The organism is Arthrobacter sp. BG3 (assembly GCF_056680185.1).
Genome location: NZ_CM155270.1, coordinates 2,616,117 through 2,636,239, shown reverse-complemented (window position 1 = coordinate 2,636,239; position 20,123 = coordinate 2,616,117). Strand labels below are relative to the sequence as shown.

Below are 20,123 nucleotides of genomic sequence, written 5' to 3'. Positions count from 1 at the left end.
GGCCAGCCTTGCGATCAGGCTGCCTGCCAGCGGACCGGGAGCGACTTCAGCCCGTAGACGATGGTGCTCTCCATCCGCTCAAGGCGCGATCCCGGGTCCAGGGTCAGTCCGGGCAGCCGGGACAGGATGCCTTCCAGCGCAACCCTTGCCTCAAGCCGTGCAAGCGGTGCCCCAAGGCAGAAGTGGATGCCGTGGCCGAACGCCAGATGCCGGATCTGGTCCCGGTCGATATCGAACCGGGCGGCCCGCTGGAATTGCCGCTCGTCGCGGTTTGCGGATCCGATCCAGGCCACCACCGGGGCGCCGGCCGGAATGTGAACGTCGCCCAGGGTGGTATCGGCCACCGTCACCCGGTACATGGACTGGACGGGTGACCGGAAGCGGAGCACTTCCTCGATGGCCTGCGGAAGCAGCGACGGCTCCTTCAGTAACCGCTCCATGGTGCCGGGCACTTCTGTAAAGCAAAGGACTGCGTTGCCTATCAGGTTGGTGGTCGTTTCGTTGCCGGCGACGAGCAGCAAGGCGCAGAAACCCAGCAGTTCGGCCACGCTCAGTTTCTGCCCGTCAATTTCGGCGGCGAGCAGGTTGCTGATCAAATCGGTGCCGGGCCGGGTCCGCCGCTGTTCGATCAGGTCCAGGAAGTACCCGGTCATCTCCGCGTTGGCGGCCTGGTGGTCCTCATTCGTCGCACTGGTCCGCGTCTGGCTCACGATGACATCGGACCACTGCTTGAAGCGGTCGCGGTCCTCGGCGTGGATGCCCATGAGTTCGGAGATCACAATGACCGGCAGCGGATACGCCAACGCCTGGATCAGGTCTGCGGTTCCGAGGGCTGCGATCCCCTCCAGAAGCTCTTCCGTGAGATTTGAAATGCGGGGAGCGAGCGCATCGACAGCTTTCGGGGTGAACGCCTGGGTCACCAGCGAGCGCAGTTGCCGGTGCCGCGGAGGGTCGGTGGTGATCAGGCTCGAAGCGAACAGGTGACCTGTCTCGGAGGGATCCTCGCCGCGCATCCGTGAGGAAAAACTCGCATGTTCGGACAGCACCCGCTGCACGTCGTTATACCGGAAGACATGCCAGCTCCCCGATTGCTCGTCGTGAAAGACGGGTGCGCCTTCCCGCATTCTCTCGTAATGGGGAAAAGGATCCAACAGATACTCGTTGGCCGGGGCGAATTCCATGACTGGCCTCTCTGCTCAGCCCGGCGCGGTATCGGCCTGGCCGATCCGTCGGGGCGTCGGATTATTGGACCGTGGGACCCTGATTTTATCCAAGCCAGCCCTCCACGTCAGTAGCTCGTGACGACATGCCGCCAGAGCCAGAAATCGCGGTCGTCCAGGATTGCCGCACGCAGCTGCGCCGACCCCGGCGCCGGTAACTCCTCGGAAGCAAGCCGGAAGGCCAGCGTGGCGGCCGAGCGCGCCCAGGTCGCAATGACCAGCAACGGGAGCAGCCCCGGATCAATGCCCCTGAACACCAGATGCTCGCGCAGCGGCGCAAGGGCCCACCCGCCGGGCCCGAAGGCTTTGTCGAAGGCTGCCAGCTGGGCGACCCGGGAAAACGCCATCTCGGACGATTCACCAAGGTACTGGAGGTAGAAGACGAGGTCGTGTGCCGGCACTCCATAGAGCGACGACCGTTCCCAGTCCATCACCTGAAGCCCGCCGCCGGCCTGCACCAGGAGGTTCGGGTGGCTCAAGTCAGCGTGTTCGAACACGGCCGGCAGCGTGCTGTCCCGCAGCGGCCTTAGCAGTTCGTGGGTCCGGCGGACCAGCGCGGACACTTCGGCGTCCCCCGGCAGCAGTGCGGCGAGGGCCTCCAGCGGGCGCTCGACCGTCCGCCCGTACCAGTCCCCGTTGTCCTGTCCCGGCCGGGTGCAGGGCAGGGCGGCTACAAAGTCCATGCCAAGGGCGACCGCCCCGGCGAGATCCCCGGCGACCCGTTGCGGGTCCAGCGGAGCTCCGGTCAGGGCGGTCTCCACCAGGACGGTGTGTTCCCCCATCTCCAGGGTGGCAACAGTGTGGGGGATCCCGTCCACGCGCCCGTCACTGAGGTCGGTGAGCTCACGCAGCATTTCCGCCTCCCGGTGGACGCCTTCGTTATCGCCCGGGCACCGCGGTACCTTGACCACAAGGGCGGGATGGCGGGTTCCAGCCGCGAACACCAGCCCCACCACGTGCCGGGAGGTGGTGAATTGCGGCGTAATCATGACGGTGTCCCACTGCGGGCCCACCCCGAATGCCGCGAGGCCCCACTCTTCGTAGTGCTGGCGAAGTACTGAGTCGATGAAGTTCACGGCTGCTCCCCGGGTTCCGGCGACCGCGAATCGGGCTGGGCGGATGCGGCCGCGTCGGGGGAAGATCCCGCCAGCTGTGCCCAGACAATCCCGGTGGCAGCCCGCTGCAGGAGCGGCTGGGGCTGGGCAGCATCAAGCACCCACGTCTGCGGGCGCCGCTTCGCCTTTTCCAGATGGGCCTTACGCCGCTTTTCGAAGGCCTCAGCCGGGTGCCTGCCGTTGCCAGGGAAGATGATCCCGCCAGGGACGTCGAGCACGAGCAGCACGTCGGGGTCGGGCATCAGCGCCGACGCCAGAGCGGTTTCGGTCCGGCTTCCGGCCGTGGTCCCGGCTGGCCCCGCGATCGGGGTGTCATAGGCCGGCCGGTCCACAACAACCACGCGGCCCCGAAGGCAATGGTATTTTGCGGCCAACGCGCCCCGGAGCTGCCTGATCAGGGTCAGGCCGCGTCGCCCGCCCGGAATCCTGGTGATCCAGCTGTCCCAGCGTCCAGGCCCCTTCGCACCCAGGGACACGTAGCGGCTGGGAATGGGATAGTTCTCCCCGAGCCGGTGCAGCAGCGTCGTCTTGTCTGCACCCTCCGGACCCATCACACCAACCACAAGCCCGCGACTGAAGCGACCAGGGAAGGTGGGACTGAGCAGCCGGAGCACCCTGTTTCGCAACACGGTCAAGCGCGTGCGCAGGGGTGCGTTCCGGGTCAGGGCGGATGCCATGCGCTGGGCAGGTTCACGAAAATCGTCAAAGCTGGCGGACCGCACAAGCTTCAGCAGTTCCGCAGCGGTGCCGGGGCCCATTTGCCGGTCGACGTACGCCGCGATGTCGTCGTCGGTCGATGCGAGCGCGCCGGCGACCCGGACGGTTTCCATCCGTTTAGGCCGGACCGCCCCGCCTTTGTCCAGCATGGTGTGGAGGAGCTGGAGCCATGCCTGCTCCGTTGTTGCGGGGAGCCAAAGCAACCCGTTGCGGATGCGCCGTTTCAGGCACCCGGCGGCCAGGGCGGTGTGCCACTGTTGAAACGGTCCGAAGGAGATCTCCGAGACGATGTCCAGTTTGAGCCACAGGTCTTCCACGGCGTCGTAGTTGAAGTAGAACCGATGACTTCCGTGCCCGCGGGCCAGGACCCGCCGGAATCCCACGCCGGCCAGCAGCGCGTCCACGCGCTGGCTCTGGCCGTCTCCCACGAGGATATCCACATCGCCGCGTGGGCGGACCAGGTCATCTTCGCCGCGCAGCAGCACCCACGGGAGTCCGGACCCATCGAGGGCCCGGAACGCCATCGCGATCGTCGGGTGGATCTCCGGCTGCTCGCCGCTCCATTCCCCGGGATCGGTCTGGTTACTAATAGGGACTTCCATGTGTTTCTCCCCCTGTAACAATGGAAATGGTGCCTGGCGGATCCTGCCGGGGAAGTCCCCCAAACAACGTCGGTTTCTGCTGGCTGTGGCCTTCGCCTGCCTCCCGGTGCTGCGCGGGAGGCCTGCAGCTAGGGCGCGTAGGCATACTGCACGACCCAGTCGATTTCCAGATGTCCGGAAGTTTCAGGCCTGGGTGATGACGAGTCCGCTCCGTCCTTGGTCTCCGCCTGCAGGGTCAGCCTCATGTTGGTGTTGGGAACCCCTTCGGGGATTGAGGTCTTGCCCACGAACTCCCCGTCCCAAAACCACTTCACTTTGCCGGGCGTCCATTCCGTCGTCGCCACATGCCAGTCGGTCGCGTCGGTCCGCGAGTAGTACTTCGTGGAAGGGTCGAACCGGGCCGGTCCTTTGAGGGGCGAATCCTTGATGGCTGAGACGCCATACATTTTCCCGGTCAGTTCGCCTTCCGGCCAGTCGATCTCGCCCTCAAGCCAGTCATCGCTCGAGGGCCAGAGCATAAAGGCAATTTTGTAGCCTGGCAGGGTGTCGGAGCGGAACCGGATGGAGTAGCGGCCATAGGTCTGGCCGGCGTAGCCGAAGGGGACAATGCTCGCCACCCGCGGTGTGCCGTTGTTCGTGTGCAGGTAGTAGTCGAGTTTCCCGTCCTTCACGGAGAGCACGGAATCCGGCGAGTAGCGCCCCACTCCGGAGGTGTCCGCGAAATCGTGATAACCACGCATGTCCGGGCCATAGACCTCACCCACCTGGCCCGGATGGGCCGGGGTCGTGAAGTCCTGGGCACCGGTTTGCTTCCAGCCCGGGAGGTCTCCCACCGGCATATCGGTCGTCGAGGAGCCCCGCGAAAAGAACCAGACCACGGCGATCAGCAGGGAGGTGGCCGCGACCATCGCCACAACCCTGACGAAGGTCCCGCCTCCCCTGCCCAAACTAACCGGTTTTTTTGATTTGGTAGATTCGGACGGCTCCATTGTCAAATACATGATCGGCTTTGTCCCCTACAGCTAACTCCCGTTCAAGAGCGGGGAGCAGGTTGGCATCGAATAGTTTGTCTTTGATCGCTTGTGCAAGCTGTGAGTCAGAGAAAACGACGAAGATGCGCTCAGGTTTCCAGTTGTTGTTTGCATAACGCGCCACATCCTCCGGCTTCACGTGTCCGTTGGATTTCTGGATGAACTTGGTCAGCGAGGTGACCCTTCCCCATTCCAGGTAGCTGGGGTAGTTCGGCCCGATCAGGAGCGGGAAGAAAGCATTGGTCTCAAAAATCACGTCCCGCGCCCCGACACGTGCGTCGAGCCATTGCGCAGCCACCACGTCCTCCTTGGGCACCCGGAATTTCGCCTCCTGCTGGAAGTACACAATCGTGAACAGCATGGCCATGATCGTCAGTGAGGCGGTGGCGCCCAGCACAGCTTTCCGGGTCCGCACGGGGCCCGACCAGAACAGCCAGGCCGCCCCGACCGCCAGCCACGGGAGGGCAAAGAGGAAGATGCGGAACTTGGCCTCCCCGCCGTAGGACTGACCCAGGAGCCAGAACATTGGCGCTACCGCCAGCCACGCGACGATCACCGTTTGCCGGACGTTGCCTCGGAACAAGTTGCGGACGAAGCCGGCCATCCCGAGCAGCCCGATGAGGAACGAGAGGGCATCCGGAGTGCGGGACAGCCAACGGGAAGCGTCATCGAGTCGGCTGGCCTCGGGCAGCGTGTAGCTTGCGTTCTTGAAGAAGTCGAAGCCAGTGAACAGCCCGTATTTATTGGACACAAAGTCGAGGTTGGGCAGCAGGTACGCGAACGCCATAAGCGCCAGCACCGGACCGATCCACTTGGGCCTGAAGTAGCCGAAGACGAAGAGCGGGAACAGCGACAGGATGGCCATGTACGGCGTCAGCTGATGGCTCACAACCGTCACTGCCTGCAGCAGGAGAATCGTCAGCGACGCCGGCAGGACCATGTCACGGCCCAGGCGGGCAGCTTCAGTCTGCGGGGCCGCAGGCAGCCCCCGCTTGAACCGCCCCTGCAGCCTCTGCAGCCGGCCCTCCACCACGGTGGCGATGCGGACCGGAGTGCCGCGGAGGAAAGTCAGTGCGATGAGGCACATCGTCAGGTAGAGGGTGTAGGAAAAGGCCTGGGGTGAGTAGTAGTTCTGGTTTACCCAGTTGGTGAGGGTAAAGACCAGGGTCGCGGTCCAGAAGATCCGCGGGTTGGAAGTGAGGGTCCTCGCGATCGCGAGGACAATCACGACGTCCAGCATGGCGAAACCGAACTCCGCCAGAGCCGCGTAGTCCACAGCGTTGTGGTAGCCGACAACTTCGCCCATGAAGGCGCTGACCGAGAAGAAACCCGGCCACCGGTTGTAGATGTCGATCGATGGATCCACCTGGCCCGTGGCCCCGATGTAGTTCGTCACCGCGATGTGCTTGTAGGACCAGGGCAGCCGGGGGACACTGACAACCATGGCCGCCGAGGCATAGAGCATGGCAACGAGCCCGGTCGTGGCGGCCGCCAGGAAGCCGTTGGACGCCATCTTTCGTGCCGCGACCGCCCAGATGCACAGCGCCACCACGGCGGCGACGGCGACGTACCAGATCAGCGGAAACGTTGTCAGCAGCCCCCTGTTGCCGACGAGGTCTTCGCCCGTCAGTGCCAGGGCCACGCCCCACAGCACCATCGCGAAGCCGAGGACGGCCCACGGCACGTACGTGGACGGACCCCTGCCCCGGAACGCCTCCAGGGTCCGCGCAGAGCGCCAGTCAATCGCTCGGCTGCGGGCCGGCTGCCCGTGCACTGAATGCCGGCCCGTTCCAACCCCAGGGGGAAGGACGGCGATCAAAGCCGACGCCGCCACCAGGATGGCGGCCGCCACTGGCCGGGGATGCCACAGGTGGGTCCACACCATGATGACCGCCGGAACGGAGTAGATGGCCGCACTCAGCACCACTGTCCATACCAAGCGTGCGGCCGGATCGGCGTCGGGAAGCCGCCGTACCAGAGCCCATCCGGGCAGCACGAGACAGCCCAGAAGGGTGACCGGCGCGAGCACCGGACCGCCCAGATCAAAGAGAATAAGGACGGCGAGCAGGACGCCGGCCGCCGCCAGCCCAAAGTCCCAGGGCCGGTCGGCCCTCAGCGCCGACACCGAACGTTTCGGGGACTCGGGGGTAGGTGTTTCGTCGTGGAGTAAGAGACTCATGTCGCTGATACTTCCTTGATCGATCTGCGGAGACTGCGCGGAAGTCGGCGTCCCCTTGAGACGCGTTCCCCCAGGAACTGTGTGTGTGCCATCGGCCGTGCCAGAAACTCTGAGCCCCGTCTATGTCTTCCCGGATCGGCGCTCGAGGAGGTAATTGAGTGGTCCGCGCGCCACGGAGAGAAGCTCGGTCCGCAGGGCTTTCGCGACCTGCGGGTCCCGGGGGGCCGGCACCGCCGCCGTCGCCGCACTTTGTCCCAGCGAGTGATTCCGGGCGTTTCTCAGGAAATGCAGCGCGCCCTGCGGGCTTCGGGCAATCGCCAGACGTGCCGTGTGCGGGTTCAGGAGAATCTTTGTCAGCCAGGATCCCAGCCCTTTGCCGTACCCACGTGCCTGGATGATTAGATCCTCCAGCTCCGCCCGGTGGCGGTGCCAGACAATCGCGGAGGGCTGCACGACCAGCGAATGCCCGTCAAGGATCACCCGGGTAAACATGTCGATGTCCTCACCGCCGCCGGTACGCGTCCCCACCCCGAGGGCCGGATCAAAGGCCCCCAACGCCAGGGCAGTCCGTCGATCGAGCGCGAAGTTCGCTCCGGTGCCGAAGGCCCCTACGCAAAACGGAAATGTCGGCAGATCGGCCGGAGGGTCCGCCATGGAGTAGACCTTTGGTGCGATGATCTTTGACCAGTTAACCCGTTCGTCGAAGTAGCCCTGGGCGGGCGAACGCAACTCACCGGCCGGCACCAGGCCGGTCACGCAGGCAACATCGGGGGCCTGTTCAAAACCGGCTGCAATCCCCCGCAGCCAGAACTCGTCCACGACCACGTCGTCATCCGTGAACGCAACGATGTCCCCGCGCGCACGGCGCAAGCCGGCGTTGCGCGCCCTCGACAACCCGGGCCTGGGCTCGGAGACCAGGGTCAACCGGGGGTCCTGAAACTCGTCCCGGACCATGTCACGCGTCTCGGCGGTGCTCGCCCCGTTGTCCACAACGATGACGTCGAAATCCGGGTAATCGAGGCGCAGGATCGCGGTGAGTGCGCCACGCAGCAACGAAGCACGGTCCCGCGTGCAGACGATCACGGTGATCGACGGCGTCGACGACTTCTGGGAAGCCACCGCCGCGGGCAGTGCCGCCACTGCGGACTCCAGGACGCCGCAATCCAGGACACCGCCTGGCGCGTCGACGTCGATGAACCCGCGCACGGACGATCCGCTGCGCACGAGCAGGCGTGCGCGGTGATAGCCCATGGAGTCTTGGAGCCTCAGGTGGGTGTAGCCCGCGAGCGCATCGAGATCGACGGCGCCGACCCACAGGGCCCCAGCCCAGTCGGGCACCGATTCGGTCCCCATCGACGGTGCAATGTCCAGTCCTGCGTCCTCAGATGCCACCACGAACTCATTTCCAACTTCAATCACGTGGCTTCCCTCCAGGGAGGGCGGCCATTGGGGACGGGAGTTGAGCCGGCCAGGAGCGATCCTGAGCCCTGGGCAAGCCCGCGGCCGCGGAAGTATCCGGCCGCTGTGACCGCGAGAACCGCCACGTAGGCACCTGCCCGGCGCAGACCCTGGGGGTCGGCTCCGCGGCTCCAGTCCGCCAAGGCGGAGAACACCGCCCGCGGCAGGACACTGCGCACGTAGCGCCGCTCCGGGCCCAAGGCCCGTTTGTGGCCCACTATGTGGCTGACCTGGGCCTTGGAAATGCCCTCCGACCAGGAACGCTCCAGCATGTACCGGAACGTCCCCCGCTGGACCGGAACAAAGTGGTGAACCAGGGCCGCCGGCTCGTACACGATGCGCGAGCCCGGGGAGCCGATCGTGGCCCGGATGCAGATCTCGGTCTCCTCGCATCCCAGCGGTTTGGTCCCCTGCCGGCCCAATGAGAGGTTGAAGCCACCCACCTGCTGGAGCACCTGAAGCCGAAAGGACATGTTGGCCCCGATGACATTCCGCACTTCGGAGGCCACTTTTGGCATACCGCGGTGGCTGCAGCCGACGATCCAGTCCAGTTCCGGTCCGAAGTGACCGGGCCGGCCGGCTTCCCACGCCGGCTCAACCTTGCCACCGACGGCAAGGACATCGGAATCGTCGTAGAGGGCCGTCAGGTTCTCAAGCCAGTCGGGGGCCGCCACGGCGTCGTCGTCCAGAAACGCCACGATCTCTGAGGTTGCCAGGCCGACGCCGGTGTTGCGTGCACCGGAGAGCCCCTGGAGGCCGGTGCTCTCCACCAGGGTGACGTCCTGCACGGCGGCCACGAGCCGCTTGTACAGGTCCTCGTTGTGGTCCACCACAACGATCACCTGCTTCGGCTGAAGCGTCTGGGCGTGGACGGAGTCTATGACATCCATCAGCAGTTCCCAGCGCTGCTCCGTGTAGGAGCAGATAACCACGGAGGCGGAAGGTCGGAAATTGAAGTCGAGCACCTTAGGCTCCTTCCGCCACGGTAAGGACGCTTTGCGGATCCGTGGGTGTTCGGGCAATCCGGACATTTGGATAGGTGTACTTCACCCGCCGCAGGGCTTCGGGCCGCGCCCCCGCGGTTGGCGCTTCCCAGGTTGTGCATTCCTTGGCCAGAGTGCGCAGGACACGCCAGCCGTCGCGGAAGGTCTGCAGGTTTGAGACCCCGGAGATGCGGTCTAGTTCGAAGCTTGGCACCTCCGCAATGCGGAGCCCGGCGCGGGCCGCCCTCACGATCAGCTCCGTCTCGATCTCAAAGCCGTCCGACTCCAACTCAAGAACCTCAAGGCATTCCCGGCGCAGTGCAATGTAGCCGTAGCAGAGGTCCGAGTAGTTGCTTCTAAGCACTGTGTTCGCCAGTTTCGTCAGGACGCGGTTGCCGGTGTTCCGCAGCCAGGTCAGGTCCTCCGACCCGCCTCCGGTTACGTAGCGTGAGCCTTTGACGAAGTCGTAGTCGTGCTGGAGGGGAGACACGAACCAGCCGATTTCCTGCGGGTCCATGCTCCCGTCCGCGTCAAGCATGACGATGATGTCGCCCGACGCCGCTGCGAAGCCGGCGCGGACAGCGATGCCCTTGCCCTTGCGCGGTTCAGCCACCACGACGACGTCGACCCTGAGTGCCCGGGCAACGTCGATTGTGTGGTCGTGGGAGCGACCGTCCACGATGACAACTTCATCCACATATGAAGGCATCCGCCGCAGAACCCAGGGCAAATTCATTTCTTCGTTTAGTGTTGGAATTACTACGCTCACCGAAGCCCTTGGTGAGGCGGTAATTCGCTCAGACGGCGAATTTGGGACCAGATTTGGAATAGACAAAAGCCTCACCACTTCATGAAATTTCCGGCGCCGACGGCACTGCCCTCAGCGAATGAGAACCTTGAGAACGGATTCAGAGAAATCCGCCAAATTATGCTCGACCCCATACCCCAGCTGCCACTGGACCGTGGCCATGCCTAGAGCCTAAAGTTCACCCAAAGTTGTGTCACGAGTGGCTAATACTTGGTTGTTCGTTCCACTCGGCGCGGGATTGCGGTGGCCCTACTTGGGTCTTCGCGGCGGCCTACTCGGGGAACCACGAGTCATTGGCGAACGGTGTACTCGGTCAGCCGCGATAGGGCTAATTTCCGTTGAGTTTCCGCGTTTTTGTCCTGATACTGGAACCGTACGCCGACGGGATGGCAAGGTCTAGTGCCGGGGTATGCCGCAGCCAAAGCGCAGTTTCCACGGCGGCTGCGGGGTCGGGGGGAAACGGGATCCCCGGGGGCAGCCCAGGCTGGCACCCCGTGGCATATCGCGTATTCCATGACAGTTCTTTCTCCGCCAGGAAAGAACGAAAACACCAAGAAGGAGTAATACCTTTTTCGCTTCCGAAGAAAGTGAAAAGCATCACTCCATTCGGGAGACATCTGCAAACTCACCATGGAAACGGCGATCAAACGCATGAACGAAACGGCGATCAAGATGAAAAGAACAGCCCGCTGGCTTAGCCAGATAGTGGTAATGGCATTAGTTGCGGCCGGAGGCCTGCTGGGAATCTCAGGCAGCGCCTCGGCGGCGAGCGACTATGGGTATCCCAGCATCAGCTACTCCGGAGTTAGCAACCCGCCAACATCGGACAAACCGCAGAGCAAGCTCTGGTTCAACGGCGGATCGTGGTGGGCGGACATGTGGACCTCCGGCACGGGCTGGCAGATCTACCGGCTGGACGTGCCCACGAAGACGTGGGTCAGCACCGGCGTCACGAACGACACCCGCGCCAGCACCCTGGCGGACACGCTCTGGGACGGCACCCACCTCTACATCGCCTCCCACGTCGTGGCGGTCTCCAGCGACACGTCGCCGAAGACGTCGGTCTCGGGCCAGCCGGCCAAGCTGTACCGCTACAGCTTCTCGGGCGGGAAGTTCACCTTGGACAGCGGCTTCCCGACCACCATCATGAACAACAGCAGCGAGTCGATGACGATCGACCGGGACAGCACCGGGGCGGTCTGGGCCACCTGGACCCAGGTCTCCGGCAATTCGACCAGCGGTTTCACCAACACCGTCTACGTCAACAAGTCCGCACCCGACGGGACCAGCTGGGGCTCCCCGTTCGTTATCCCGGTCACCAACCCGCACCCTGCGCCCGATGACATTTCGGCGGTCGTGGCCTACGGCAGCAACAAGATCGGTGTCATGTGGAGCGACCAGCTCACGGGCTCCGTCCGCTGGGCGACCCGCACCGACGGGACCAGCCCCACTGCGACGTCCTCGTGGAAGGTCCAGGATGCCATCAAGGGCAACAAGCTCGCCGACGACCATCTGAACCTCAAGTCCCTTCAGTCGGACAACTCCGGCCGGGTCTTCGCTGCGATCAAGACCAGCCTCAACGACACCTCGACCAACAAGAGCCTGCCGGAATTGCTGCTGCTGGTCTTCAAGCCCGGAACCGGCTCGTTCTCCCAATCCACGATCGCCACGATCGGGGACTGCGTGTCCCGCCCGCAGATCATCCTGGATACGCAGAACAACATGGTCCATGCCTTCCACACGGCCCCCGGGACCGGCGTCAGCGGCTGCGCCTACTCCGGCATTCCCGGCGCCATCTATGAAAAGACGGCCTCCATGGACAACCCGGTGTTCGCGAGCGGACGCGGCACACCGGTCGTCCAGGACGGCTCGTCCGCCAACATGAACGATGTGACCACCACCAAGCAGGGTGTGGACAGCAGCACCGGCCTCGTGGTGCTGGCCAGCAACAACGCGACCAAGCGCTACTGGTTCTCATACCGCACCTTGGGCGGGGGAACACCCCCGCCGGCAGCACCGGTAGCCTCGTTCACCGCATCTCCGACCTCGGGGACTGCCCCCTTGAACGTGGCCTTCACGGACACGTCCACGGGTTCACCGACCTCCTGGGCCTGGGCATTCGGGGACGGCGGGACCTCCACCACGCAGAATCCCTCGCACAGCTACTCCACCGCAGGCACCTACACCGCGACCCTGACCGCCACCAACGCCGGAGGCTCGACGTCGGCAAGCAAGACCATCACGGTCACCACGGGCAGCACCCCGCCGCCCGCATCAGGGATCACCGCCGGCGCCTCAAGCACCGCAAGCAACCCAACGGCCACAACGACCGTGACGCTGCCCAAGCCGTCCGGAACGGCGGCCGGCGACGTCCTGGTCGCATCGTTCACGGCGGACCAGAATCCGACGACATCCGCTGTACCGGCGGGCTGGACCGCCATCGTCAATAACCTCTCCATCAGCACCGGGGCACGGATGTTCGCGTACTACAAGGTGGTGGGGTCCGCTGACCCGGCAAGTTACAGCTGGACGCTGAGCACCGCAGTGAAGTGGGGCGGCGGAGTCACCGCGTACCGAGGCGTTAGCAACACCACGCCCCTGGACAGCGGGGTCGCCACCGCTACGAACACCACGTACACGGCGACCAGCATCACAGCCCCCAGCATCACGACGGCGAGCAACAACGCTATGCTGATCGGCGGCGTCGGCTTCGACAGCTCCTCACCGGCGGCAACACCCCCCAGCGGCTGGACCGAACGGTGGGAAGCCCCGGATTCACAAATCGCGGAACAGGCCGACCAGATGCAGGCAACGGCGGGCGCCAGCGGCACGGCCACCTGGACGTTCACCGCAAAGGCCGTCTCGGTTTGGCGGACGGCGCTGAAGCCGGCCTAAGCCCCGGCGGCCGGGTGCATTTAGGCCCGGCGCCCTGGTTGCGCAAATGAAAGTGGACGGCGCCGGGAAGCTCCCGGCGCCGTCCACTTGCGTTGCGCCGGGCGGCTGTCAGACCGCGGACCAGCCGCCGTCGGAGGCGAGGATCGCGCCGTTGATGTTGGTGCCGTCGTCGCTGAGGAGGAAGGTGATCGATGCGGCGAGCTGCGCCGCGGTGGCGGGGGCCGGGATGTTCGCACCCATCAGCGGTCCGAGGCGCTCGGCCGCCAGCTGGGAACCCCAGGTGGCCTCGATGTTGGTGATGGTGGCGCCGGGAGCCACGGCGTTGAAACGCAGGCCTTTGGGCCCATACATCACCGAGGAGTTCTTGGTCAGGCCGACGACGGCGTGCTTGGACGCGGTGTACGCGGCGCCGGCGGCGGAGCCCCGGAGCCCTGCCTCGGACGCGACGTTGACCACCGAACCGGAACCGGCCTCAAGCATCAGCGGCACGACGGCGCGGGTCAGGCGCATGAGGGCAGTGACGTTGATCCGGAAGACCCGCTCCCAGGTGGCGTCGTCGACCTCGTGGATCGGTGCGAAGTGGTCCATGATGCCCGCGACGTTCGCGAGCGCGTCGATTCGGCCGCCCGCGGCGGCGACAACGGCGGCGACGGTGTCCTCATCGGAAATGTCACCGACCACCGTGACCAGGTCCAGGCCGGTGTTCCCGTCGACCAGGGCGTCCAGCCGCTCCGAACTGACGTCGGCGGCGATTACCCTGCCGCCCTCTCTGGCAACGCGCAGGGCCGTGGCCAGGCCAATGCCTGAACCGGCACCCGTGACAATGACCGTCTTGCCCGCGAAGCGGCCCGCGGTGATGGATTCCTGCCATGAAGCTTCGGTGCCCATGATGTCCTTCCGAACGTTTCCAAATGCCGACATCTGCCACCTTATGACACGCCGTGTCATTATGACAGGATGAATACTGGTGGGATGTTCCCGCAAGACCCCAGGCCTGCCGGCACGCGTTCGGCCGGCCGTCCCGCGACCATCGATCCGGATGCCATCGCCAGCCTTGCGCTGCGGCTCTTCGCCGAGAACGGCTACGAACAGACCTCCATGGCGGACATCGCCGGGGAAGCCGGGATCGGGCGCAAGAGCCTGTACCGGTATTTCTCGACCAAGGCCGATCTCGTCTGGGGCGGCATGGAACCGGTGATCGAGGCCTCCGGGCTGGCCCTCGAAGCGGCCCGGGACATTCGCGAAAGTGACGGCGGCCTGATGGCCGGACTGCGGGCCGCCGCCGTCGCCGGCGTGTCCGTGATCCCCGACCTCTCCGTCTCGCGCGGGCGGCTGCGCCTGATTGCCGAACATTCCGAGCTGGCCAGCCGGAGCTACGATTCACTGGCACCCCAGCGCGAGCGGACGCGGCGGTACCTTGCCGAGCTCGGGGTTCCCGAGGGAACCGCAGGATTCCTGTCGGCGGCCTACCTGGCCGCGACTTTTGAGGCGTGGATGCAGTGGGCCGCGGGCGCGGACCCGGATCCGGCGCCCTATCTGCTGGCTGCCGTGGATGTGCTGCAGGTGCCGGGGGCCTGAGCTCTGTGCCGAGGGGCGGCCCGGATGAGCGTGCAGTCGGGAAAGATTTCGCTGCTCATTTGCGTTGCCGCTGCGAGGAACACCGTGCGCTGCGGAATTCCGGTAGCGGCAGGTATTCTGCGTAGCGCCCACTGTTTTGCACAGCGCCAGACGACGACGGCAGCGGCGGGAGGTGCGCGGTCGCGGTTTGACGGGCACGTCACCGCTTGACCACAGTGAGTCATGCCTGCGACCGTCGAAACCAGGGTCCCGCCTCCCGCTCCGGCATACGAGCGGAGCAAATTTGGCTGCTCATTTGCGCTGCCGCTGCGGGGAATACCGTGCGCTGCGGAATTCCGGTAGCGGCAGGTATTCTGCGTAGCGCCCACTGTTTTGCGCAGCGTCAGACGACGGCAGCGGCGGGAGGTGCGCGGTCGCGGTTTGACGGGCACCTCCCCAATTGACCACAGTGAGTCAGTGCCTGCGACCGCTGAACCCAGAGTCCCGCCTCCCCTAGTGGCGGCCGACCGCCCGTGGCGGCGGCAGGTCGCGGGCTTGGCCGGCTTTCTGGCGGTGTCCTGGGGTGTGTCGTTGCTGGGTTCCCTGCCGATCCGGGCGAACAGCAGCGGCTGGTACGCCTTGGCGGAGAAGGCGCCGTGGACTCCCCCGGCGTGGATCTTCGCCTCCGTTTGGCTGCTGCTCTATGCGGCCATGGCGGTGGCGGCGTGGCTCGTGTGGCGGCAGCGGGATGCCCCCCGCCGGGATCCGCTCAGGGCCTACGGCGCCCTGCTCGCGTTGAACCTGGCGTGGCCGGTGACGTTCTTCGGCCTGTACCCGCTGCTGGGTACCGCCGCCCTGTGGCTGGCACTGCTCGTTATTGGAGCCCACGCCGTGGCGGCGACCGCCGCCGTCCTGCGCTTCGGGCCGATCTGCAGAACCGCCGGCTTGCTCATGCTGCCCTACATTTCCTGGCTGGTGTTCTCGGCGAGCCTGAACCTGTATGCGGCCGTGAACAACTGAGAAGAACAGCTGAGAGCCGGCGAGTGGTGCTGGCCGAGTGTGGAATTCGCCGGCGGGGTGACATCCTGAAAGCACTATGACTGCACACGAAAACGCACACGGCACGTCCCCTACCGGAGGGGAGGTCCCGGACGGGATTACTTTGGCTGCAAACGGTGGCGGGGCTGCGGACGCGAACGGTGCCGGGGCACGGGCCGGCGGTGGGACGGCGGCTGCCGGGGCACGGGCCGGCGGTGGGACGGCGGCGGCCGGGGCCCGGGCCGGCGGTGGGACGGCGGCTGCCGGCGCAGATTCAGGCCCGGGCGGGGGCCGCCAGGGGATCCTGGCTCGGGCGCTGGGCCGCGGGACCGACCCGGATCCCCGGTTCACGCTTGCCAACGAGCGCACGTTCCTGGCCTGGATCCGGACCTCGCTGGCGATGGTGGCTGGCGGCATTGCCGTGGAGGCCTTCACCTCGGAACTGTTCGGCCCGGAACTCCGCAAGACCGTCTCCGTGCTGTTGCTCCTGCTGGGGCTGGTCACCGGCGGCGGCTCGTTCTTCCGCTGGCTCAACGTGGAACGGGCCATGCGGCGCCAGGAGCCGCTCCCGGCGCCTCTGCTCGCTCCGATCCTGGCGATCGGCGGAGCGCTGGTCGCGGCCGTGCTGATCGTTTTTGTCATCGGGCGCTCGGCCTAGCATGGCAAACACGAGGCGCGCGGTGGTGCACAATGACCCGGGGCTTCAGCCCGAGCGGACGGACCTCGCCTGGCGGCGGACCTCATTTACGCTGATCACGGCGGCCTGCATCTTCCTGCGCTGGGTGCCCCACTACGGCTGGTTTGCCGGCACCCTGGTGGCGGCTTCACTGTTGGTCGCCCTGGGCATTGCCCTCACGCAGCGACGCCGCTACCACCACCATGCCAGCGGCATCGGAGGAGCGGCGATGGCCGCGAATGTCCGCGGGACGGCGGCCATCGCCGGCAGTGTTGTGGTCCTCGCCGGACTGGGTATCTACACGGTCCTGTACCTGCCGCTGCAGCGCTAGCGAGGCAACGCAAGCGAGGGGGCAGCACGCGCGGCAAAGCGGGAGCGTGCATCAGCCCAGGAAGGACAAGTGGATGTCACTGCCGTACCGGCGGATGATGTCCCGCTTGGCGAGATGGAAGGCGTCGAGGTCTCCGGCGTGCCCGTGCTGTTCGATGCGGCGCCGGGCGAGTTCGTCGGAGATCACGTCCATAAAGAGCTCGGCGAGCAGCAGCCGCGCGGAGTCCCGGAAGCGCCCACGGCCGTCAACGTAGAGCCGCACGGTGGGCGCGCCGGTGTTGATGATGACTTTGCGCTCCGCGGCGCTGTAGACGGCACGGTCGGCGCTGTTGTGCAGGTTGCGGAACTCGTAGCCGACGAACAAGTCCACGCCATGGTCCCGGGGCACCCGGTGCCCCAGCGGGTGCCCCGCGAGGTGGCCGGCGGACCGGACAACAGAAGCGTGCGGGGGCTGGCTTTCGCTGCGGTGTGAGGCTTGCTCGGCCACCACGATCTCACACCAGGCCCAGTAGGCGCCGGCCCGGACGGTGATTTCGCCCCGCTCCCCCGGCAGTTCCCCCGTGACGGTCCACTCGATCCGCTGGATGCCCCGCAGGGCTGAGACCGGAACGGCCACCGGAGCCGGCTCAATCCGCATCGTGGCCGGCAGCCCGAGCTCAAAGGTGAGCTGTTCGCCGTCGGGCAGCTGGCCGGCATCGAGCAGCAGGGCAACGTGGAACGGGTGCCCGGGTTTCCGGTAGTAGAACGGGGTCGTGAAGCGCAGCGCGGCCGGCGGCTCCTCCTCGGCCGGGGTGGGGCCGGCGGTTTCCGGGGATGACTCGATGCCCAGACCCACGACGGCCGCCTCGCTCATGTGATGCAGCAGCCGTTCGATCATCTCGGCGGTGCGGCCGGAGGTGGTGGCCCGTTCCAGATGCGTGAGTTTCTCTTTCTCAGCCTCCACGGCGCCGCCGATCATGGCGCTGACGGCGCGGGAGAACGCTGCCACAAACGGATCCTTGAAGTTCAGGCCCTCCCGCTCGTCGCTGATGACCGCCTTGCCGCGGCCAAGCATCTCGGTCAGCGCTGCGCAGCGGACGGAGCCGAAGAGATACTCCGTTCCCACCTGGTTCTCGTACTCGAACAGTGTGCAGTCGAGCGCCGCCATCCCGGACAGGACCACCAGGCCATTGGTGCGTTCATCGCCCTTGAGCGTCAGCTCCACATCCTTCGCCCGCTTCAGCGTGAGTGTGAACGGATATTCCTGCCCCTCGTGGCTGAAGCTGCCCGGCTGCTTCGGGCCGAGGAGGAGGATGGCCGGGGGTTCCTCGAAGCGGACAGGTTCGCTGGAGTCGGGCCCGGCACCCTGTGCTCCGCTGCCCGGCCGGCGCTGCACCAGCTCGACCGTTCGGCGGTCCAGCACGTCGCGCAGGTAGATGTTGTCCGAGAGGGACTGCATCAGGGTGGCGTGCTGGGTGATGGTCACGTGGGGATTATCGACGACGATTGTCACCCGGGTGCCGGTCCCGGTGACGCCAAAGGGAATGCCGAGCCGGGCGTAGTCCGCAGGAAATGCCCGGCGGTCCTCCTCGCCGTCATCGTAGAGGTAGCCGCCGTTCTCTCCGCGGAAGACATCGATGCGGGTGAACCGGCCGTCCTTGAGGGTCTCGATCCAGCCGTGGCCCAGGCCGAAGATGGCCTGCTTGAGGCCGCGGCCGAAGTACCCGCGGCCGTTGCCCTCGCCGCGGGAGAGGGGGCTGTGCGCACCGCCGTAGGTGAGGATGCGCGCTGCCTCTTCGAAGGACATGCCCTCCGCCTGGTCCGTGACCATAAGCACGGCGCCGGTGTGGTGGCGTTCGTAGCCGACCTGGATGCGGCCGGTCACCGGGAGCCCGGCTTTCTCCAGCCGGGCGTAGCTGTCGTCGCTGTTGGTGATCAGCTCCACCAGAGCCTTCTCCACGGAAGCGAAACGGCGGGAGTCAATCCCGATCACCCGCTGGTCCACCTGGATTTCGGCAACCGTCATGGCGTCTCCCTCACTCGCAAAGCCGCTGTTGCACCAGCTATCGGCGCCGGGCGGGTGCCGATAGCTGGAGCCTAGCAGTTTGGTGCTTCGTGGCGCGGGGTGCAAGATCTGCCGCCACCGGGGTGTTTCGTACGCAACGGCACTGAGGAGAACAGCACCTGTGGCTACCCTTGCGCTGTCGCCGGCCGGGACTGCCCCGGCCTTTGTTGACGCGAAACAAGTAATCCGAGACGCCGAACCGAGAGTCCATCCGAGAGTTGGGAAGCACATAGATAGGTAGCCGCCACTCCTGACCTGCCGCAGTCCCGCCTATAGCCTGAACCGAAAGAAGGGGATCAGGCTCCCTGCCGGGTCGTAAAGGGAAGGACCAACGTGCAACCAACCCTCTCAGCGCGGCACAGGGTGGGCACCGGCGGACAGGGGACCACAGCATCGGCAGCAGTCCGTCCCTGCCCTGACCCGGGGCGTCGTTTTTCCATGAAGGGCCGCTCAACACACTGGCTGTGCGGCCTTCTCATCGTGACCGGGCTGTCAGCGAGTGCAGCCCAGACTGCATTCCCCATTCCGCAGCCATCTTCTGGCTCGGGAAACACGGCAACAGAATCTGCCGCAGCCGATCCAGCGCTCTCCAGCGCCCCGGGGGCTGACATGCCGGTGGAGTCGCCTTCATCCGATAGCGGGGCTGGCATCCCGACGGAAGCGCCTCCTCCTGGCAACGGTGCAGAAGCGTCTTCCGGCAACCCTGCCGGATCTGATTCGCTCGCCGTCACTCCGGCCCTGGACACGACGCGGCGGGTTCCGCTCGGCGTTCGCGGCTCGTGGCATCTGGTCTTCGACGATGAGTTCGAGGCCCTGAACACAGCATCCTGGACTCCTTACTGGTTCAATGACTGCAACCCCAAATCGGTGATGAACAACGTCAAGACCTGTTCGAGCAACGTAAAGGTTGCCAATGGCGAAGCAGTTCTGCAGCTCACCGATGCCGAGTCCGGCGCCCTTCTCTCCACCAATCCCAAGGACGGCGTACCCGGCCATGTGGGCTTCGAGTTCACCAGCGGCTTCGTCGAAGCGCGGATCTATTTCCCGGGAACCTGCAGCAGCACGGTCCACAACTGGACGGCGTGGTGGACAGCGGGGCAGCGGTTTCCCCATACCGGAGAAATCGACATAGCGGAGGCCCTAGCCGGTGATATGTGGAGCGTCTATCACTCAGCGGAGGGTTCGAAAAACCGGACGGCCCCCGCCTGCTGGGCCGGGGCCTACCACACGTACGGGTTGCACCGGAAAACCGGAGCCAACGATATCTACTACGACGGCCGGCTCGTTCACTCCTACGCCACAACTGACGGCAACAGCCCCCATTATCTACTCCTGAATGTGGGCGTTTCGGTGGGTTCGCAGGTTTTCGGCGAGCGGGGCAGCATGAGGGTGGATTATGTGCGGGCCTGGCAGTAGCCGACCCCGGCATAGCAGCCGGTCGTCGGTGGCTGCAGCCAAAGCTGCAGCCAA

16 protein-coding genes are annotated in these 20,123 nt (G+C 65.7%); 6 read left to right on the top strand and 10 right to left on the bottom strand.

What is annotated here, in order from left to right; translation table 11 throughout:
- Positions 1 to 14: 14 nt before the first annotated feature.
- From AC1MFL_RS11760 to AC1MFL_RS11725, 8 genes are all read right to left on the bottom strand, one after another.
- Entirely contained in the window at positions 15 to 1,181 is a 1,167-nt protein-coding gene (locus AC1MFL_RS11760) for a cytochrome P450 (RefSeq protein ID WP_479809935.1), read from the bottom strand.
- A gap of 107 nt (positions 1,182 to 1,288) precedes the next feature.
- Entirely contained in the window at positions 1,289 to 2,296 is a 1,008-nt protein-coding gene (locus tag AC1MFL_RS11755) for an aminoglycoside phosphotransferase family protein (protein ID WP_479809933.1), read from the bottom strand.
- Positions 2,293 to 3,654 (bottom strand): hypothetical protein, encoded by a 1,362-nt coding sequence (locus AC1MFL_RS11750; protein ID WP_479809931.1) that lies wholly within the window; start codon positions 3,652 to 3,654, stop codon positions 2,293 to 2,295. Before AC1MFL_RS11750 ends, AC1MFL_RS11755 begins: the two co-directional genes overlap by 4 nt.
- A 128-nt stretch (positions 3,655 to 3,782) precedes the next feature.
- Positions 3,783 to 4,562 (bottom strand): glycoside hydrolase family 16 protein, encoded by a 780-nt coding sequence (locus tag AC1MFL_RS11745; protein WP_479809930.1) that lies wholly within the window; start codon positions 4,560 to 4,562, stop codon positions 3,783 to 3,785.
- Positions 4,563 to 4,602: 40 nt separating this feature from the next.
- On the bottom strand, positions 4,603 to 6,864 hold the full coding sequence (locus AC1MFL_RS11740) for a hypothetical protein (RefSeq protein ID WP_479809929.1): 2,262 nt from the start codon (positions 6,862 to 6,864) through the stop codon (positions 4,603 to 4,605).
- A 120-nt stretch (positions 6,865 to 6,984) separates the two neighbouring features.
- Positions 6,985 to 8,283 (bottom strand): glycosyltransferase family 2 protein, encoded by a 1,299-nt coding sequence (locus tag AC1MFL_RS11735; RefSeq protein WP_479809928.1) that lies wholly within the window; start codon positions 8,281 to 8,283, stop codon positions 6,985 to 6,987.
- Positions 8,280 to 9,287 (bottom strand): glycosyltransferase family 2 protein, encoded by a 1,008-nt coding sequence (locus AC1MFL_RS11730; protein ID WP_479809927.1) that lies wholly within the window; start codon positions 9,285 to 9,287, stop codon positions 8,280 to 8,282. Before AC1MFL_RS11730 ends, AC1MFL_RS11735 begins: the two co-directional genes overlap by 4 nt.
- Before the next feature lies 1 nt (position 9,288).
- Complete coding sequence (locus AC1MFL_RS11725) at positions 9,289 to 10,074, bottom strand: glycosyltransferase family 2 protein (protein ID WP_479809926.1); 786 nt, start codon at positions 10,072 to 10,074, stop codon at positions 9,289 to 9,291.
- Between the two features lie 750 nt (positions 10,075 to 10,824).
- On the opposite strand from AC1MFL_RS11725, the gene AC1MFL_RS11720 reads away from it, so the two are divergent.
- Positions 10,825 to 13,008 carry a PKD domain-containing protein gene (locus AC1MFL_RS11720; RefSeq protein ID WP_479809925.1) on the top strand — a complete coding sequence of 728 codons (2,184 nt, stop codon included), beginning with the start codon at positions 10,825 to 10,827 and terminating at the stop codon, positions 13,006 to 13,008.
- A gap of 108 nt (positions 13,009 to 13,116) precedes the next feature.
- On the opposite strand, the gene AC1MFL_RS11715 is transcribed toward AC1MFL_RS11720, so the two are convergent.
- Positions 13,117 to 13,896, bottom strand: a complete 780-nt coding sequence (locus tag AC1MFL_RS11715; RefSeq protein WP_479809924.1) for an SDR family NAD(P)-dependent oxidoreductase — start codon at positions 13,894 to 13,896, stop codon at positions 13,117 to 13,119.
- Positions 13,897 to 13,980: 84 nt separating this feature from the next.
- On the opposite strand from AC1MFL_RS11715, the gene AC1MFL_RS11710 reads away from it, so the two are divergent.
- The 4 genes from AC1MFL_RS11710 to AC1MFL_RS11695 all read left to right on the top strand — a co-directional run bounded on the left by AC1MFL_RS11710 (position 13,981) and on the right by AC1MFL_RS11695 (position 16,610).
- Positions 13,981 to 14,586, top strand: coding sequence for a TetR family transcriptional regulator (locus AC1MFL_RS11710; RefSeq protein ID WP_479809923.1), 606 nt, complete (start codon positions 13,981 to 13,983; stop codon positions 14,584 to 14,586).
- Positions 14,587 to 15,042: 456 nt separating this feature from the next.
- A complete protein-coding gene (locus AC1MFL_RS11705; protein ID WP_479809921.1) occupies positions 15,043 to 15,585 on the top strand; it encodes a TspO/MBR family protein in 543 nt (180 codons plus the stop codon).
- 319 nt (positions 15,586 to 15,904) lie between these two features.
- On the top strand, positions 15,905 to 16,261 hold the full coding sequence (locus AC1MFL_RS11700) for a YidH family protein (RefSeq protein ID WP_479815438.1): 357 nt from the start codon (positions 15,905 to 15,907) through the stop codon (positions 16,259 to 16,261).
- 1 nt (position 16,262) lies between these two features.
- Positions 16,263 to 16,610, top strand: coding sequence for a DUF202 domain-containing protein (locus AC1MFL_RS11695; RefSeq protein ID WP_479809919.1), 348 nt, complete (start codon positions 16,263 to 16,265; stop codon positions 16,608 to 16,610).
- Between the two features lie 51 nt (positions 16,611 to 16,661).
- On the opposite strand, the gene AC1MFL_RS11690 is transcribed toward AC1MFL_RS11695, so the two are convergent.
- On the bottom strand, positions 16,662 to 18,614 hold the full coding sequence (locus tag AC1MFL_RS11690; RefSeq protein ID WP_479809917.1) for an ATP-binding protein: 1,953 nt from the start codon (positions 18,612 to 18,614) through the stop codon (positions 16,662 to 16,664).
- 477 nt (positions 18,615 to 19,091) lie between these two features.
- On the opposite strand from AC1MFL_RS11690, the gene AC1MFL_RS11685 reads away from it, so the two are divergent.
- Positions 19,092 to 20,069 carry a glycoside hydrolase family 16 protein gene (locus tag AC1MFL_RS11685; RefSeq protein ID WP_479809916.1) on the top strand — a complete coding sequence of 326 codons (978 nt, stop codon included), beginning with the start codon at positions 19,092 to 19,094 and terminating at the stop codon, positions 20,067 to 20,069.
- Positions 20,070 to 20,123 lie beyond the last annotated feature (54 nt).